The organism is Brotaphodocola sp. (assembly GCF_050873365.1).
In the GTDB taxonomy this organism is placed as follows: domain Bacteria; phylum Bacillota; class Clostridia; order Lachnospirales; family Lachnospiraceae; genus Brotaphodocola.
This window is the reverse complement of record NZ_JBNMIQ010000014.1, coordinates 42316-60335: the sequence shown is the minus strand read 5'-3', so window position 1 is coordinate 60335 and position 18020 is coordinate 42316. Positions and strand designations below refer to the sequence as shown.

Genomic DNA, 18020 nt, shown 5'->3' with positions numbered 1-18020 from the left:
CTTGAGTTTTTACAATTTTTAGCTCTTCTCCGTCACTTCCAGTCCCACCTGCATCTCCATCTCCCTCTGGAGCATCTGCGTTCTTATGATTGCCATGCGTTTATGACGGTCAATCTTCCGAACCATGTCCTCCATTCCCCTGAGTGGTCCGGAAGAAACTTCCAAACGCCCATCACAAATACGCCCCGTCGACATTTCAATTTCATGTCTATGGTTCATTAATTTATTTAAGAGATGGATTTCATCATTGGAGAGTTCTACTGGCGTGTCCCCTGTGCCAAGAATCTCAACTGGCTTTGGGGCTTTCTGGAAAAGTCTATATAATTGGTCTATCTGATTAGTCACTACAAAGAAGTATTTTGGAAAAAGAAGTTTTTCTTCTTCATGCCAGGCCCCCTGATATCTTTTGTAATATCGAATTTTGGGAAAAAATGCATCTTTCAGAAGATCTTTCCCGAGTGCCTGACAATAATCCAGTATTCTGCCTTCCTGATCCTGCCTGTCCATATGAATCGCATACCAGTTCGCGGTGTTTTCCTGCATCATCATCCTCCATCGCACTCTCTATAACCTGTACACACTTTCCTGTCGACATTCTACTACTTTCTTTTTGGAAAGTAAAGTATTTTCTTTTATCCAAGCATTTTCTTTATTTCTAATCTCTTCCACTTCTTATTCAATATCACCAACCCATTTCTATTAAGATTAGACAATAAGTACATCTATAAGGCAATTTTCGACAAGTATTTAGTTGCTTATCTGACTACTAAAACTTTCCGCAACTTCCATTTACAATATAAACATCTAAAGAATCTTATTTTTCTACAAAATGATGAAACGGAGGGGGATTTATGGATATTATCGGACGCATTGATGAATTGTGCAGTCAGCGTGGAATTACGAAGTATCGCCTTTCTCAGATGACAGGAATTTCTCAGTCTGCATTCTCCAAAATGAAACGAGAACAAAACACTTTGTCTGTCGAAACAATCAATCGAATCTGTGAGGCACTCGGAATCTCTGTCGCACAGTTTTTCTCAGAAAGCGGAAATTACCCGGATCTCACCGGCGAACAGAAGCAAATTCTTGACCGCTGGGAGAAACTTGATCCCGACAAGAGACAGTTTGCCTTTCTGATGCTTGACCAGCTTGGTGGATTATAAAACCAATCCATTCAAAGGCATTTAAAACGAGAACCGTATAAATTCATGCACGGCTATATAATGCATGGCTGTATACAAATCCATAAATAAACAATGAGTATGAAATAGCTATAACAGAATCACTAGAATTGTTACGGAATCACCATAATAATGAAAGAATTGCTAGACTATCACCCGACAATTATCTGACAATTACCTGACAAAAAATACAACAAAGTTTTTTCAAAAGATCACAAAATTGCGGAATTTTCAGTTATGTTTCTTCATATTTTAAAGGGATAAGGAAAATCGAGATTACGGAGATTTTTCATGAACTCATGGAGCTTAAATAACTCATGGAACTTAAATAATAGAAGAAAGAAAATGAAACTTAACAGGAAGACCCTGACGATACAGGAAACACCGGCGCCTGCACAGGTAAACTTGAGTGCTTTTGGATCGCTTCAGATTCAGGCGGTTCGCTCGGACAATCGTTTTCCGATTCCGGATGCAACGGTTTCGCTATCCATGCCGGATGCACCGGATCAGATTGTGGAACAGACGACGACCGACGCTTCTGGTCAGACGGATGCGCTTCGCCTCTCGGCTCCTCCGCTTGAATACAGTCTGACGCCGGAAAGTCCACAGCCTTACGCCAACTACAACATCCGCATCACCGCTGCCGGTTTTAAGAGTGTGACGATCCGTGGATGTGAGGTTCTCCCGGATGCCTTTGCGATCCAGCCGGTGCAGATGGAGCCGGAGGGCGATCCTGCACCTCAGGAAAATCCTGTCGTCATTCCAGACCACACACTCTACGGCACCTATCCTCCCAAAATTGCGGAGACAGAAATCCAACCGGTCAATGAGAGTGGCGAGATTGTCTTGAGTCGCGTTGTCGTTCCGCAGACGATCGTTGTCCATGACGGCGCACCGACCGATGCCTCCGCACGCGACTACTATGTTCCCTACCGCGATTATATCAAAAATGTGGCTTCAAGTGAGATCTATGCGACCTGGCCACAGGCATCGATCACCGCCAATGTCCTTGCGATCATGAGCTTTACGCTGAACCGCGTCTACACCGAGCATTACCGGAATCGCGGGTACGATTTCACGATCACTTCCTCCACCGCGTTTGATCACAAATGGATCTATGGCAGAAATATTTACGAGAGCATCTCCGTCATCGTCGACGAGATCTTCGACAATTACCTTTCCCGCCCCGGCGTCAAACAGCCGATCCTGACACAGTACTGCGACGGGCGACAGGTTCAGTGTCTCCAGCGCGGTTGGATGACGCAGTGGGGATCATGTGATCTCGGAGAGCGCGGTTACAACCCGATCCAGATTTTGCGCCGTTTCTACGGAGACAGCATCTATATCAATACCGCAGAGGAGATCTCGGGTATCCCCGCTTCGTGGCCCGGATATGATCTGACGATCGGATCCTCCGGTCAGAAAGTTCAACAGCTTCAGGAACAGCTCGACGCGATCGCAACCGTATACTCCGCAATTCCGCGCGTGAGCACGGACGGCATCTATGGTCCGGGAACAGCAGAATCTGTCTCCCGCTTCCAGTCAATCTTCGGTCTCCCACAGACCGGTGTCGTCGATTTTGCAACCTGGTATAAGATTTCCCACATCTATGTCGGAGTGTCCGGAATCGGGGAACTGTACGGTTAGAGACCAAAAAACCGAAATTTTTTTCACACAAAAAGACGCTGACTGCCGTTTTTTGCGACATTCAGCGTCTTCTTTTTTACTTCGCATTCTCCGGAGAAATCTCCGGAAGAATCTTCTCAATCACCTCACTCGGATGATCGATCACATACTGTGGATGGAATGATTCAAGTTCTGTGCGCGGACGGAAGCCCCAGCTCACACCGACGGTTGTGAGTCCTGCCCCAAGCCCTGTCTTCATATCGGTGTTTGTATCACCAAAATAGAGTCCATGCTCCGGTGTCTCACCCCATGCATCGAGAATCCGCAGAACACCTGCCGGGTCCGGCTTTTTCGGAACTCCGGGCTGTTCTCCGGCAATATAGTCAAAATAGCCTTTTCCGAACACATGCTCAATATTTTCAACGGTGCGAGCATGAGGCTTGTTGGAGAGAACCGCAATCCGAATGTTCCTCTTTTTCAGTTCCTCAAGAAGTTCCGGGATTCCCGCATACGGCTTGACTTCATACAGACAATGCTTCGCAAAAAGCTCTGTGTACAGAGTAAGACTCTCCTCATAGTGCTCAAGTTTTTCATCTCCGCTGTAACGCAAAGCCCGCTCCATCTGGCACTTGTATCCATCTCCGACAAACTGACGAATCTGCTCCTCACCGACCGGCGGATAGCCAAAATGCTTGAGCACCAGATTTGTCGTGTAATTCAAAGCCTTGAGCGTATTTAAAAGCGTTCCATCCAGATCAAAAATACAGTACCGAATCATCATCCATTCCTCCCAGACGAAAGTAAAAAAGTTTACCCCCACTTATAATCGATACAAGCGGGGGCATGTATTTTAAGTTGCTACATTTCTAACTAAGTTACAGCACTCCCTGCAAGAACAGCAGAACAATCAACAGCGGAAGCACATATTTTGCATAGGCGCGCATCCACTTCGGTGTCTTTATGCCTGCGCCCTGGTTCGCCTCTTTCTGGTAATTCTCATATCCCCAGCCAAGTTTCCAGGTACAGAACAGCAGATAAACCAGTGATCCAAGCGGAAGCAGAAGGTTGCTGACAATGAAATCCTCAAGATCGAGAATCGCAGTACCGGTTCCCATCGGCTCAATACCGGACAGCAGGTTGTATCCCAGTGCACACGGCAGAGAGAGAACAAACAACAGTACCAGATTCATCAGGGAAGATTTCTTTCTGTCCATATGGAACAGCTCCATATCGCAGGCAATGATGTTCTCAAACACTGCGATAACTGTGGAAAAGGCTGCAAACGCCATGAACAGGAAGAACAGGCTTCCCCAGATTCGACCACCTGCCATTGATGCAAAAACGTTCGGCAGAGTGATGAAAATCAGGCTCGGACCGCTGTCCGGATTTACTCCAAATGCGAAGCAAGCCGGGAAAATAATCAGACCTGCCATGATTGCAACGAAGGTGTCAAGAATTCCGACATTGACTGCCTCACCGAGCAAGGTATTCTTCTTGTCAAGATAACTTCCAAAGATTGCCATTGCGCCGATACCAAGGCTCAATGTAAAGAAGGACTGGTTCATCGCTGCAACGATTACATTTCCGATTCCAACCTCGCTTGCGCGCTTGAAATCCGGCAGAAGGTAGAATTTCAGTCCCTCAGAACCACCCGGAAGCATCATTCCATGAACTGCAAGCACAATGATCAGGCAGAGAAGTCCCATCATCATGCATTTGGTGATTCGCTCTACACCGTTCTGAAGTCCCTGTGCGCAGACAAGAATTCCGAGCACAATGACGATTCCCATCCAGAGCACATTCTGACCCGGACTTGCAAGCATTCCACCAAAAACGCCCTGAACACCCTCTGCATCCTGACCAGAAAATGCGCCGATCAGGAACTTATAAAAGTAGTTAAACATCCATCCGGCTACGGTCGTGTAATACATCATCAGCATATAGTTGCCGAAAAGTGCAATATAACCGTGCAGATGCCATTTCTGTCCCGGACGCTCCAGCGCCTGATATGCCTTTACCGGACTCTTGTGACTTGCACGTCCCACCGAGAACTCCATCGAAAGCACCGGAACTCCCATCAGTGCCAGAAAGATCAGGTAGAACAGTACAAATACACCGCCTCCGTTCTGTCCGGTCACATACGGAAATCTCCACACATTTCCGATTCCGATGGCACATCCTGCTGAAAGCAACAGGAAGCCAAGTCTTGATCCAAAAGTTTCTCTCTGTTCCATTTCTTTTCGTTTTCCTCTTCCATATCCATTTTCTTTTTTATTGAATGAATGCCAGAATAAAATAAAGTCATCCTTCCCTGCCACTCAATCACTCAATTCACTCAATTCGTATCGCGCAAGTAAACTGCCCCGACTCAAATTCTTATCATCTTACATTCATTCTTACTTTCCCATGCGGGTAACAGACTCTGTGATCAGCTGTTTAAACAGCGGAGCCACGCGGTCAGCAGTCTCCTTGACCTCCTCGTGTGTGAGTGGCTGATCACTCATTCCGGCTCCCATATTAGAGATACAGGAAATTCCGCAGACCTTCATTCCCATATGGTTTGCCGCAATCGCCTCGCACGCCGTGCTCATTCCAACCGCATCACCGCCGAGAATTCGACACATCTTTACCTCATGCGGGCTCTCAAAGTTCGGTCCGGTCAGCTGAATATACGTTCCCTCTTTGAGGTCAATATTCAGATCTTTTGCAGTCTGGCGAATGATCTCACACAGGTTCTTGTTGTAAATCTCACTCATATCCGGGAAGCGCAGGCCAAGCTCCTCAATATTCGGTCCGATGAGCGGAGACGGCACAAAGTTTGCAATCTGGTCGGTGATCATCATGAAATCGCCAGCCTTATAGTCAAAGTTGACTCCACCCGCTGCATTCGTCAGGAACAGGATCTCTGCGCCCATCATCTTCATCAGACGAGTCGGAAGCACTACATCTTCCATCGAGTATCCCTCGTAGTAATGCACACGACCCTGCATGATCACAACCGGAACCTCATTGACGTAACCGAACACAAAGCGTCCCTTATGTCCACTCACCGTCGAGACTGGAAATCCATCGATCTCATGGTAATCAAGCGTTGTCTCAATCTTGATTCCATCCGCATAGTCGCCAAGACCCGATCCAAGAATCAGTGCCACCTTCGGGGTGAAATTCACTTTCTTCTTAAAGCACTCGTAGCAGTTTAAAAGACGCTCATAAGCCTTTGTCATAAATATCTCCTCCTTTTCTTATCAATTGCCTGTTTTTGTTTTGTTTTTTTGACTCTTACCTTTCCTGATCCGTGCCACAGACATTTCTCAGGCGCCCCCTTTATTTCTGTACAGATTGCCTATTAAGTATACCGTTCTGATCGACATTCGTCAAGAAGCAGGCTGATTCCGCCACAGATTCTGACACAAAAAGAAGACCTTGTCATACACGCACACAAGGTCTCCCACAAATTCCTCAATTTTCTCAACACTCTCGAATTCTTACAAATTCTCTCAAATTCCCTTAAATCCCAGTGAAACGGTTTACTCGTTACAGTTCACTTTTTACAGTTTAATCTTTACGTTTTACTCTTTACGCTTCATTCTGCTCAAACGTGATGATCTTTCCCGGATTGAGGATCAGCTTTTCGTCAAAGGCGAGCTTGATCGACTGATAGAGGCGATACATCCGATCTCCGACAAACGGCTTTAAGTACTCGAGACGACCATTTCCGATTCCATGCTCGCCGGAGAGCTGACCGCCAAACTCCTTTGCGACCGCATAGAGTTCTCTTAAGCAGGCCTTCGTTCCGCTCTGCCAGTCCTCATCGCTCATCTTCTCGTCGCGAAGCATCTCTGTGTGAATATTTCCGTCTCCGGCATGACCGCACGGCTCCACACGGATTCCGTATTTTTCACCGATCGCCTTTGCAAGGCGCACATACTCGGCAATCTTCGAGCGTGGGACAACGACATCGCACTCCTCCTGCGCAATGCTCTCTGCTTTCATTCCCTCAAGAATCGCACCACGCACCGACCACACCGATGCAATCCGCTCCGGCGTGTCCGCAAGATAGACATCAATCGCGCCGGATTCCAGTGCCATATCGGAAGCCTCGGTGCACGCGGACAAAAGTTCCTGCTCACTTCCGGCATCGTACATCACGATCAGAACGGCATCTCCCTCCTTGACCGGAAGCAGTTTGTGAAGATTGCGCTCCACAATATCGATCAGTTCCCGCTCGAGAAACTCAATTGCAGTCGGCACAGCAGTCATCTGAAGGAGACGAGGCACCATATCGATGCAGGCTTCAAGATTTTCAAACGGCATCACAAGCGTTCTCGTGTACTTCGGAGCCGGAAGAAGTTTGAGCGTGACCTCCGTCAGAATACAAAGCGTTCCCTCCGATCCGATCACGAGATCCTTGATGTCATATCCGGTCGTGTTCTTCACGACATTGGACGAGAACTGGACAATCTCACCGTCCGGGAGCACGGCCTCGATACAGCGCACAAAATCTCTCGTCAGTCCATAGCGAACTGCGCGCATTCCGCCCGCATTTGTAATCACGTTTCCACCGATCGACGCGGTCTTCTCACCGGGATCAGGCGGATAGAAAAGTCCCTCTGCCATCGCCGTCGCCGCGACATCCGTCAAAAGCATACCCGGCTGAACCGTCATTGTCATATTTGCCTTGTCGAGACAGATCATCTTATTCATTTTCATGACGGAGAGCAGGATTCCACCGAATTTGCAGTTTGCACCGCCCGCAAGTCCGGTTCCGGCACCGCGCACAACAACCGGAATATTCTGTTCCCACGCATATTTCATGATTGCGCTGACTTCATACTTGTCGAGAACCTCCACATAGAGTTCCGGTGGGAAAATGCCGTACTCCGGCATCTCATCGTGATAGTACTCACTCGCGATCTCGTCGCCGACCCAGACGCGATCTGCACCCGTCACCTTCCGAATATAAGCAAAATCTTCCTCTGTCATCTTTTTATATGGAAACGGCATCTCACTCCCCATCCTTTCTGTCTGCGACTCTCATCTTCTCTATAACATCTTCGGTTTTCGTTTTCCTCTCTTTGATCTCTGCAATCAGAGTCGGCAAAACTGCCTCCGCCTCATCTTCGACTGCGAGATCGGCAAGAGCAAAAATCGGAGCCTGCGGATCTTTGTTGACCGCCACAATACACTCAGCACCGTTCATTCCGGCAGTAAACTGCACAGCACCGGAGACTCCAAATGTCAAAATCAGTTTTGGCTTCACGGTTCGTCCGGAAAGACCGATCTGGTGAGCCGTATCGCCATATCCCATCTCAATCATCGGGCGTGTGTAGCAGAGCTGACCGCCGAAAAGATTGGCAAGTTCTTCAAGCTCTCCAAGAACTTTGACCGCTCCTCTTCCTGCGACGACAAGAACCTCTTCCTCTTCGATCGAGCGCTCATGCTCGAGAACTTTTGCGGAAAGTACCTCGATTCCGGAACGCACCATCGCATCCGAGACCTCGCAGAGCGTGATCTTGCCTTTTTCATTTTCTTCGATTCCATATCCTGCCACGCGCTCCGCGCGATCCATGACCTTATAGCGAACCGTCGCAAACTGTGGGCGCGCATCGCTGATCACAATCTGCGCCATGATATTTCCGCCAAATGCCGGGCGAATCTGGACGAGATCGGTATTTGCCTTCATCTCGAGTTTCGTACAGTCTGCCGTGAGTCCCGTGTGGAAACGCGTCGAGAGACGCGGGGCAAGCGAACGGCCGAGAGACGTTCCTCCGACTAAGACAACGGACGGGCGCAGTCTGGAAATACAGTCTGCCACTGCGTCTGCATAGCAATCTGCCTTGAATCCCGCAAATCCCGGGTGCTCGTAGACAAAGACCTCATCCACCCCGTAAGGCAGAAGTTTTTCGGCATTCTTTGCTGTGCCTTCCGCTCCCACGATCACCGCATAGACTGAAAATCCAACTTTCCTCGCAAGTTTTCTCGCCTCACCGATCAGCTCATAGACAACCGGATGAATGTCCCCGCGCTCCTGTTCGGCATAGACAAGGATCCCATTCCAACTGCTGATGTCCTCCCCGCCCGCTTTCTGTTCAAAATAGAGTGCCTGACTCTTACATTTTCTCACACAGACTCCGCACATCCGGCAGTTTTCATTGAGTGTGATTCCCGTCTTTTCCATTGTGATCGCGCCAAACGGGCATTGATTCGTGCACACTCCGCAGAGCGTACAGAGTTCCGGATCAAACCTCAAAAATTTCATCGTTCTTTCCCCCGAATTTTCGTATTTCCTGTTTCAGTTCTGTATTTTCTCAATTTTTATTCTCTTATCGTTCTAAAAGTGAACTAACTCGACTTAAATGTACTTTCGCTCGGCAAGGATTTCGGCAAGTTTCTTTGCCTTTTTCTCGGCACTTCCGAGAATTTTCATGCTCTCTGCTCCTGCTTCCGGGGCAAAGATCCGCTCCACTCTCGTCGGAGAGCCGACGGCACCGAAACGTGTCAGATCCGGCTTTGGTAGATCCTCAAATGTCACAATCCGAACCGGACGCTCCCTCGTCTCCTTCGTCAACCGCCACGATGGAAGACGCGGAACACAGATATCCTTGTCCACCGTCACCAGACACGGGTAATGCATCCGGGAAATCTGAGTCACACTTCCAAAGTTCTGGCGAAGCGTGATCTGTGTCTCGTCCACCTTCTCAATCGCGGATACCCATGCACAGTGCGGAATATGGAGATGTTCTGCAATCGCCGGTCCAATCTGCGCGGTGTCTCCGTCCGTCGTCTGGCGACCGCAGAGGATCAAGTCTGCCCCACCCAAAAGTTCAATGCCCTGTGTGAGCGTGTAGGAAGTCGCAAGCACATCGGAACCGGCAAATTTTCGATCACTCAAGATCACACCCTCATCGGCTCCCATGCTGTACGCATCGCGGATCATGCTCTCCGCCTGAGCCGGTCCCATCGTCAGGACAGTCACGCTTCCCCCGGTCTTTTCCCGAATCTGCAAGGCACACTCGAGTGCATAGAGATCATAAGGATTCGTTCTCTGCCCCGCGCTTCCTCGCTTCAGATTTCCGGTCTCCGGATCAATGTCCACCTTTGATGTCGCCGGAACCTGCTTCATACACACAATGATTTTCATTTTGCTCTCTTCCCCTTCTCCTGTTTCTTCGTTTCTTTTATTCTCTTATCAAATCTGTTATCAAAATGTTGTTTTCTGCCGGAACTCTTGTAGTGAACTACCCCGACTTAAACAGCCATTTTTTCTCATCTTTTACAGTATATCACTTCAAAGCGATAAAGTCGACTTGTATACACAAAAAAACGGGCAGAAATTTGCGATGAGAACTGAACTGATTCGATTCCCATCGCAGACTCCTACCCGCGATTCTCTTTCCTTGCTCTTCTTTTATTCCTCTTTTGCGTCCTCAATCAGGCGCATGCCCGCAGTCGAGGTCACCGGGAGAGAAAATACGATCGTTCCCGCCTTGCTCTTCACACCTGCATCTCTCATAATTGCCTGCATGATGTCATTTTTCTGCTCTTTTTTCACGACAATCAGGACGACATCTTTTTCTGCGACGAGCACAACCCCGAGGAAATGCTCCGCGCGCTCCATTCCTGTTCCCTTTGCGTGAATCACCGTACCACCGGACGCTCCCGCACTGCGCGCCGCATCCATCACCATCTCCGTATAGCCCTGATTGGAGATTGCAATCAACAGCTCGTATTTGGTATCCTTCAAGGTCGACTCCTCCTCTTTCTCAAAATTTTGATTTTCCGTAAGGAACTGCAACGCCCTCTTGCCTCCGATACTTGAAAGCGGAATCATAAATACCACTCCCATTCCCGGAAGGTCAATTCTCATTTTCGTCTGAAGTCCCATCTTGATCTTTTTCCAGACATTCTCCGTCACAAACGACCAGATCAACGCTTTCTCCGAGTTCTCCAGTCCAAGCAGATTCAGCGTCTCATTGCCGGCGGTTCCACGACCGACGGTTCCAAAGGACACGGTAAGTCCCTGTTCCTGATAAAAATTCTGAAATTTCCGGTACATCGACCGGTTGGTGATCGTCACCATCATGCACAGTTCGCTCATCTTCTGGGGTCACCTCACTTTCCTGCACGTTCTCTCCCTCATATTTTACTTTTGATGGAGATTTTCAATCTTCAATCTCCTTCTCACTTAAATTTTTCTCGTTCACCGTTATTTTTCTTGTTTACCACTCTACTCACTCTACTCACAGCTCAATGATTGCATCCTCATCCAGCAAATCCCAAGCGGTCGCACCTGCCGGAAGTGGTGCTCTTCCCTTTGCCTTTTTGCTCTTGAGCTGAAAAATCACACCGAGAATCTGAATTGTGATTAACGGTGTCATCGCAACCATTGCGACCACACCAAACGCATCCTGCACGATATTTCCGCCCACGGCACTGCACGCGCCCTGCGCTAACGGAAGCAGAAAGGTCGCAGTCATCGGACCGGAGGCAACTCCACCTGAGTCAAATGCGATCGCGGTGAAAATCTTCGGCACAAAGAACGAGAGTCCGATCGCAATCCCATATCCGGGGATCAAAATCCAAAGAATCGGGATTCCCGTGAGCACGCGAAGCATCGCAATTCCAACCGAGCACGCCACACCGATCGAGAGGCTCGCGCCCATCGCACTTGCCGGAATCGCTCCGTCTGTGATCTCCTCCACCTGCTTATTGAGCACATAGACGGCCGGTTCCGCTTTTACGATAAAGTAACCGATCAACATGCCGATCGGCACGATAATCCAGCGATACGGAAGACTTGCAAGCACCTCACCGAGATATATTCCCGCCGGCATGAATCCGACATTTGCCCCCGTCAGAAACAGTACCAGTCCCACATAGGTGTATACAAGACCGATTCCGATTCTCGTCAATGAGCGTTTGCCAATCTTCAAGACAAGAACCTGAAAAAGTCCAAAAAATCCAAGGATCGGAAGCAGGGAAACCGCAATCTCTTTCAGATACTCCGGAAGTTCTTCCATAAACATTCCTGCCAGTTCCACAGAATCTGCAACCCTATGAATCTGAGTGACCGCGTATGTACTGTTCTCCGGCTGAAAGATTTTCACGAGAAGAAGCACCGCAAGGATCGGTCCGACTGAACACAGAGCGACGAGGCCAAAGCTGTCGGAGGTTGCATGGCGGTCACCGCGGACTGCCGAGATACCGGCTCCAAGTGCGAGGATAAACGGCACGGTCATCGGTCCCGTCGTCACTCCGCCCGAGTCAAACGCGACACCGATGAAATCTTTCGGAATCTGGGACGCCAGAAGAAAGACAAAGACATAACAGCCGACGAGGAGCGGAGGAAGCGCAATGCCGAGAAGCATACGAAGCAGGGCGATCGCAAGAAAGATCCCGACACCGATTGCCACCGATAAAATCAGCGTCATATTTGGGATCGAGGGCACCTGTCCCGCAAGTACCTGAAGATCCGGCTCTGAGATCGTGATCACAAAACCGAGCGCAAACGTCAGCGCTGTCAGCACAAGAAGGCTCCGGCACTTGGACAGGCTTGAGCCGACACGCTCTCCCATCGGGCTCATCGACATCTCTGCTCCCAACGTAAAAAACATCATTCCGACAATCAGCAAAACCGCTCCGCACAGGAAACACAGCAAAATTCCCGGCGAGATCGGAGCGACCGTAAAGCAGAGCACCAGCACAATCGCAATGATCGGAAGTACTGCGCTGAGAGCTTCCTGCAATTTTTCGTGTAATTTTGTCTTCTCTCTGATCAAACTCATTCTCCTCTCATTTCGTATTCATTTTTCGCGTTCTTTCTTTCGAGCGCCCTTTCTTTTTTAGCTTTCTCCCATTTTGTGTACTTATTTTTTATATTTTATGGACACTTTTGAGATTGAGACCCTATTTTAACACAAAATCTCGAAATATTCTTTGGTTGTTAAGAAACTTTAACGTAATTTTTTTATTACCAGAATCCATTCAAACAACAAAAAACGGTTTTTCACTGATCCATTTTATCAGCAAAAAACCGTTTTCCTTTCGAGGAACTCCCATGAGTTCCTTATGAATTCCTTATGAGTTCCTCATGATTTACTTATTTTCGTTCCATACTCCGTCTGCATCTACCTGATATCCATCCGGGGTCGTCGTCGAAGTCAAGAGGCGACCACGAGTTCCATCTGATTCCGTATGGAAATAATACCATTTTCCACCAATCTCGTGCCAGCCGGTATACATTCTGCCTCGATTTCCTTCCTCATCGCTGAGATAGTACCACTGACTGTCAAGCTGAATCCAACCGACTGCCATTGTCGCATCTTCATTAAAATAATACCATTCAACAGCACCATTCCAACTGATCGGAATCCACGCTGATTTCGCCATTGTTCCGTCTGTCATCTTGAATGTCCAGCTTCCCTGTTCATTCTTCATCCAGTCTCCAGCTACCGCAATCACAGACGTACTTACTCCCGTCGAGGAAGTATGGGATCTTCCGCTTCCATTTCCGCTTCCGCCACCATGTCCGGTGTTTGTTCCACTGTTGCTGCTATTGCCATTATCACCAGTGTTTCCATGATCCGGATTCTCTGGCTTCTCCGGCTCTTCTGGCTTATCCGGAGTCTCCGGTGAAGAGGAATATGTCAAACCATAGTTCAGTTCATAATAATTACCCTCGCTGTCGCGATATGCATAGGCTTTTCCATTCTCGTCCTTCATGCTTTCCGGCATATACTGATCTTTCGCATATCCAGGAACATCATTTCTGGAAACACAGACGCCATCTGCATTGACAGCGATCACATCGTCATTCTTCGGAAGTGTGATCGGCATTTTTCCGCTCGGCTGATACTTGCCGGTCATCACATCCATCGTTGCATCCGCATAGGTATCAAAGCCTGCCAGAACTGCATCGGAGTACGGCTCCACATTTCCAAGGAGCCATGCAAGTGTAAAGTTGACATTCGTAATCACCTTACCGCCATTCGCATGAACAGCATCCGCAATCGTCTGAATCTTACCTGCATCTTTGAGCGTGGTCTCCTCATGGGTTGCCGCAACCGGACGACCTTCCTCATCGACATTGTGCACAGTCTTTCCATCGCAGATATCCAACTCCAGATATCCAGCTGTTGCAGAGAAGTAATTTCCAGAACTCGGATTTACAAACAGAATTGCGTAATCTGCATTTGCGTAATCATCCGTCAGCGTCATCTGGTACTTGCTCTCTAAATTCTTTCTCAGTGCTTCGGTCTGGGCACTTCCGCCATTCTGGGCAAAATACTCGACATAAACACGTTTTCCACTAAGCTTGGTCTCACTAAGCGGAAGAATATTCTCTTTGTTCTTCAACAGGACAACGGACTTCTGATGTGCCTCATATGCCGCATCCCAGTTTTCCGGGTTATCCACGGTTGCCTTGGCCTCATTCGGATCACGGTACGGATTCTCAAATAAACCAAGCTCAAACATTTCCTTCAGCAGTCTCTCATTTGCCTGATTGAGCGCTTCCTCCGTCACGGTTACCTCGTCCTTTGTGAAACCGTAAGCGATCTCATGTGTGTCATAGTAATCACTCTTGCTTCCATCTGCGGAACGCTCATAAGCCTCCCTCATTGACCAGACATCATTCGTGTCACCGATGATATCGGTTCCTGCATTGACTGCATAGGCGGCGCGCTCCGGAACATCCAGTTTTTCCACTCCCCATGCCATGTTATTGATAATACCACTGTCACTGTTGACATAGCCCTCGTGACCCATCTGGTCTCTGAGGAGACCCTGAATAAATTCCTTATTGAATGCAAAACCAACCTGCTGCATACTCAGCTGTTTGCCATTCTTATCGTACTGCGTCTCGCTCTTATCAGGAGCCGGTTTTGCATAATACGGCATGATGGAGGAAACATGGTTATCCACCGCTGCCTCAAAGCCCGGCAGATGATATTTGCGAAGACTGTCCTCCGTCTGGTAAACATTCCACTGACCCTGTTTGTAATGCGGATCAAAACCATTCTCTCTCGCTCCGCCGCCCGGGAAGTGCTTGATCGTCAGCGCAACACCATCCGTCTGTACGCCCTCACTGCCTCCCTGGAAGCCCACTACAAGACGTTCTGCCGCATCTGCGATGAAATTCGGATCTTCTCCAAAAGTTCCATATGTTCTCTGCCATCTCGGGTCAGTCATCGTATCTACCATATACATGTAGCCTTTTTTCAGACCGCTGGCATTCCACTCGCTCTTTCCGATCTCAGCAAACTGGGAAATCAGAGAAGCATCCTTTCCAGACGCAATATCGCCTTTCGCTGCCGCTGCAAGACCCATCGTTCCCGGCCAGGTGGAAAATACACCTGACGCGTCGTTCATTCCAAATGTCATCTGTCCATTCTCATTTCTGGAATTTGAACTTACAAGCACCGGAATACCAAGATCTGTCCCCTCAGCCACATAGTTCATCTGATTGATCCAGCTTGCCATATCTTCCGGCTCCGGATTCTGTCTCAGAATAAAATGACGCAGTTTGAGTTCCTCGATGGTCGCAGTTGTTCCAAGAGTCTCCGTCTGACCGAAGATTGAGGTATCTCCCTTCTTCTCCGTCTCATCTAAAAGTCCTGTGGAATCCTTCTCTTTTGCATTGATGCCCATTCCTCTCGAATTGTTAAACATCATGCCAATCTTATCATCAATACTCATCTGAGCGACAAGATCTTTCGCTCTCGTCTCCGCATCAAGTCTCCAGTCCTCATATGCATCCAGAACTCCATTTCCATTGGAATCCTTAAAATACTTTCCATCTTTCTCGATAATGTCTTTTGCGGTTGCTCCGATTACCGGTTCCCCGCTTCCGTTCTCCTGATACTGGATCACAGAAGACCAGAGTCCTGTCTCCGTTCCCTTATCTGCCAGAGACTGATCCAGTTCGTTCATCGCAGTCAGTTTCGCATTCTTTCCAAGACTCATTGCTTCCACAGAATATGCGTCAAACTTTTCAAACATCTGCTGATAGGTATAGACAAGGTCTCTCTCCTTGCTGTCCAGTCCAAGAACGATCTTTAACGTGTCCTCATCTCCGGAAACTGCCTCGTCAAAACCACCGTCTCGAATAGCAGTGATTGTCTGGCTGATAATATCCCATCTGAGTCCAAGCTCTGTCCGTTTTGTCTCACCCTTATTGTTGCTCAAGATCTCCCAGTTTCCCCCCTTCGCCTTTGCGGAAGATGGATCTGCCGTAATTCCAACATAGGTCTTTCCAGCCTTCATGTAAGAGGAGACATCCCGGTCCTGTTCTCCATCGAGAATCAGATCAACCACAACCTCACCCTTAAAATTCTCAGGGACACAAACGCGGGCGTAATTTGTGTAATCCATGCGGTACATTCTACGGCGATACAGGCTGTTTTCTCTCTGAATTCCATATACATTTGCCTTTCCACCCAGCTGGTACTCAGCGTCTGTATAAGAAATATTTCCGGCTGTCTGCTGTACACGATTCTTCTCTGCAACAGTCGGAGCACTCTTCATGGAATCCTCGATCTCTTCGTCATCACTTCCCGGATTTCCGAAGATCGGCTCATTTTCCGCATGCTTCATCATGCGCTCGCGGTCTTCCTCGAGAATCCAGCCTTCTGCGATCGCCTCATCAAGTGCCTCTGCATATTTTTCCAGATAATCTTCCCGATCCGTGTAGAGATCCCCCAGTGTCTCATCATCAAAGTAGACCATCGAACCGCCATCGGTGCTGTACGCTCCGTTTGCACCACCGTAATATGCTCCAACCGGAACACTCACCTGAGGAGAAAGGATTCCGCTGTCCATATTTCCATTTTCATCACGATCCGGAACAAACATGCTGAAATATCCGGAAGAAACCATTTTTCCATGGACTTCATCCGTCGTCGGGCCATAAGGAGCCACCTCGCTTCCGTTTGCCCACTCATCAAGATTGTGAAGTGCCGCATTGACAAACACATCCATATCAAGATCGGTGTTCGTATTCGGGCGTCCCGTCTTGGCATCTTTCTTGAATGCAACATAATCCCCTGCCGGTCTTCCTGCCTTCATCTGGATCTCATCTTTCATATCCGGGAGGAAGATCTTGCTTGAATGTGCACCGCCTGCAAAGACGTAGTGGCGATACATATCCACTTCCGGCTCATCAGAATCTTTTCTGACTACACTCGGGTTATAATCATTCTCTCCGACAAGAAGAATGAACGGAATCCTAGATGCCTTATTCGGCACACCAAACTGGAAACTTCCCTTATCAATGTCCACCGGCATCGCAGCTGCACCGCCGACAACATTTAAGATACCATCATAGATGTGATCTGCGCCCTCCTTATAGAGGTCATCCACATCTTCTCCTGTTTCGATTGCATCGGTATACTCCGGATCGACTAAATAGTTTGCCTCTCCAAAATAATTGTTAAAGGTATTGACATAAAATCCCGACTGTGACTGACCGATCAGATAGCAGGCATCTGCTCCATTCCCGTTCTCTCCATATAAAAGAGTAGATCCGTCTCTCTTTAACTCTGCGCCAACCTGGCCAAGAATATCCCAGATAATTCCATTGTTCGTCCATTTGAGCGCTTTGTAACGGTCTTTGTCAAACTTCTTCAGGGCATCTACGTTTCCACTCTTGGAAGTTATGCCGACATAAATACACCCCTCCCGCATAAAATACTCATAGCTTCTTCGCCAGATATCCGGAAGGTCAACCCCACTGCTCGCATTCAGAATCTCCACATAGACGGTTCCGTTAAAATCATCTGGATTTTCCGGTTTAAAGACAATCACGCGGTCTACATAATCTGCATCGCTCTTTGTCGCAAGCTTGCTTCCCTGCGCCTGATAAACATTGGCAGTTCCAGCAAGAAAATATTCATTTTCCACATATCCGTAATCCGAAAGATCAATTCCTCCCTTCGTGCGCTCTTTTGTCTGACTCAGATATGGGTAGCTTGAAGATGTCTCCGGAATGTTCTTTTCATCCCCCTCAATCACATTCCCGTTTTCATCCACAAACTGAACCGGTCTGTTAAACGAGCGAACTGCCATTGCAAGTGCATTTGATGCCGTTGCATTCGATGCTGTCGCATTTGATGCTGTCGCTTTGCCAGATGATGCATTTGATGCCGTCGCTTTCGAAGCGTTTGACGATGTGGCGTAGGTGTCCTCATCCTCATCGTCAATATTCTCGTCCGTATC

At 48.3% G+C, this 18020-nt stretch carries 12 protein-coding genes and 2 pseudogenes; 2 read left to right on the top strand and 12 right to left on the bottom strand.

The features are described 5' to 3' along the window. Positions 1–18 precede the first annotated feature (18 nt). Entirely contained in the window at positions 19–549 is a 531-nt protein-coding gene (loaP, locus tag ACR0QT_RS08535; RefSeq protein ID WP_432630389.1) for an antiterminator LoaP, read from the bottom strand. Positions 550–851: 302 nt separating this feature from the next. On the opposite strand from loaP, the gene ACR0QT_RS08530 reads away from it, so the two are divergent. Together ACR0QT_RS08530 and ACR0QT_RS08525 are read left to right on the top strand one after the other, a co-directional pair. Beyond that, complete coding sequence (locus ACR0QT_RS08530; protein WP_432630388.1) at positions 852–1163, top strand: helix-turn-helix domain-containing protein; 312 nt, start codon at positions 852–854, stop codon at positions 1161–1163. A gap of 363 nt (positions 1164–1526) precedes the next feature. Continuing rightward, entirely contained in the window at positions 1527–2828 is a 1302-nt protein-coding gene (locus tag ACR0QT_RS08525) for a peptidoglycan-binding protein (protein ID WP_432630387.1), read from the top strand. A 76-nt stretch (positions 2829–2904) separates the two neighbouring features. On the opposite strand, the gene ACR0QT_RS08520 is transcribed toward ACR0QT_RS08525, so the two are convergent. From ACR0QT_RS08520 to ACR0QT_RS08470, 11 genes and pseudogenes are all read right to left on the bottom strand, one after another. Continuing rightward, on the bottom strand, positions 2905–3585 hold the full coding sequence (locus ACR0QT_RS08520; protein WP_432630405.1) for an HAD family hydrolase: 681 nt from the start codon (positions 3583–3585) through the stop codon (positions 2905–2907). Between the two features lie 97 nt (positions 3586–3682). Then, positions 3683–5041 (bottom strand): sodium-dependent transporter, encoded by a 1359-nt coding sequence (locus ACR0QT_RS08515; protein WP_432630386.1) that lies wholly within the window; start codon positions 5039–5041, stop codon positions 3683–3685. Positions 5042–5203: 162 nt separating this feature from the next. Next, a complete protein-coding gene (locus tag ACR0QT_RS08510) occupies positions 5204–6031 on the bottom strand; it encodes a purine-nucleoside phosphorylase (RefSeq protein WP_432630385.1) in 828 nt (275 codons plus the stop codon). A 352-nt stretch (positions 6032–6383) separates the two neighbouring features. Next, positions 6384–7811: an FAD-binding oxidoreductase gene (locus ACR0QT_RS08505; RefSeq protein WP_432630384.1), complete on the bottom strand. Its 1428-nt coding sequence runs from the start codon at positions 7809–7811 to the stop codon at positions 6384–6386. A gap of 1 nt (position 7812) precedes the next feature. Continuing rightward, a complete protein-coding gene (locus ACR0QT_RS08500) occupies positions 7813–9066 on the bottom strand; it encodes an FAD-binding protein (protein ID WP_432630383.1) in 1254 nt (417 codons plus the stop codon). A gap of 93 nt (positions 9067–9159) precedes the next feature. Then, positions 9160–9948, bottom strand: coding sequence for an electron transfer flavoprotein subunit beta/FixA family protein (locus tag ACR0QT_RS08495; protein WP_432630382.1), 789 nt, complete (start codon positions 9946–9948; stop codon positions 9160–9162). Between the two features lie 267 nt (positions 9949–10215). Further along, entirely contained in the window at positions 10216–10905 is a 690-nt protein-coding gene (locus tag ACR0QT_RS08490) for a P-II family nitrogen regulator (protein WP_432630381.1), read from the bottom strand. A 142-nt stretch (positions 10906–11047) separates the two neighbouring features. Then, positions 11048–12592: a DUF1538 domain-containing protein gene (locus tag ACR0QT_RS08485; RefSeq protein WP_432630380.1), complete on the bottom strand. Its 1545-nt coding sequence runs from the start codon at positions 12590–12592 to the stop codon at positions 11048–11050. Between the two features lie 310 nt (positions 12593–12902). Next, positions 12903–13049, bottom strand: coding sequence for a hypothetical protein (locus ACR0QT_RS08480; RefSeq protein ID WP_432630404.1), 147 nt, complete (start codon positions 13047–13049; stop codon positions 12903–12905). A gap of 396 nt (positions 13050–13445) precedes the next feature. Continuing rightward, a pseudogene (locus tag ACR0QT_RS08475) lies at positions 13446–15737 on the bottom strand (glycoside hydrolase family 3 N-terminal domain-containing protein); the annotation flags it as partial. Positions 15738–15791: 54 nt separating this feature from the next. Further along, positions 15792–17870, bottom strand: a pseudogene (locus ACR0QT_RS08470) (alpha/beta hydrolase domain-containing protein); the annotation flags it as partial. Positions 17871–18020 lie beyond the last annotated feature (150 nt).

What these genes read in the sequence shown, in the direction of transcription:
- ACR0QT_RS08515 (WP_432630386.1), bottom strand. Translation starts at nt 5,041, where the DNA reads ATGGAACAGAGAGAAACTTTTGGATCAAGACTTGGCTTCCTGTTGCTT.
- ACR0QT_RS08505 (WP_432630384.1), bottom strand. Translation starts at nt 7,811, where the DNA reads ATGCCGTTTCCATATAAAAAGATGACAGAGGAAGATTTTGCTTATATT.
- loaP (WP_432630389.1), bottom strand. Translation starts at nt 549, where the DNA reads ATGATGATGCAGGAAAACACCGCGAACTGGTATGCGATTCATATGGAC.
- ACR0QT_RS08520 (WP_432630405.1), bottom strand. Translation starts at nt 3,585, where the DNA reads ATGATTCGGTACTGTATTTTTGATCTGGATGGAACGCTTTTAAATACG.
- ACR0QT_RS08500 (WP_432630383.1), bottom strand. Translation starts at nt 9,066, where the DNA reads ATGAAATTTTTGAGGTTTGATCCGGAACTCTGTACGCTCTGCGGAGTG.
- ACR0QT_RS08525 (WP_432630387.1), top strand. Translation starts at nt 1,527, where the DNA reads ATGAAACTTAACAGGAAGACCCTGACGATACAGGAAACACCGGCGCCT.
- ACR0QT_RS08530 (WP_432630388.1), top strand. Translation starts at nt 852, where the DNA reads ATGGATATTATCGGACGCATTGATGAATTGTGCAGTCAGCGTGGAATT.
- ACR0QT_RS08495 (WP_432630382.1), bottom strand. Translation starts at nt 9,948, where the DNA reads ATGAAAATCATTGTGTGTATGAAGCAGGTTCCGGCGACATCAAAGGTG.
- ACR0QT_RS08510 (WP_432630385.1), bottom strand. Translation starts at nt 6,031, where the DNA reads ATGACAAAGGCTTATGAGCGTCTTTTAAACTGCTACGAGTGCTTTAAG.
- ACR0QT_RS08480 (WP_432630404.1), bottom strand. Translation starts at nt 13,049, where the DNA reads ATGTATACCGGCTGGCACGAGATTGGTGGAAAATGGTATTATTTCCAT.
- ACR0QT_RS08490 (WP_432630381.1), bottom strand. Translation starts at nt 10,905, where the DNA reads ATGAGCGAACTGTGCATGATGGTGACGATCACCAACCGGTCGATGTAC.
- ACR0QT_RS08485 (WP_432630380.1), bottom strand. Translation starts at nt 12,592, where the DNA reads ATGAGTTTGATCAGAGAGAAGACAAAATTACACGAAAAATTGCAGGAA.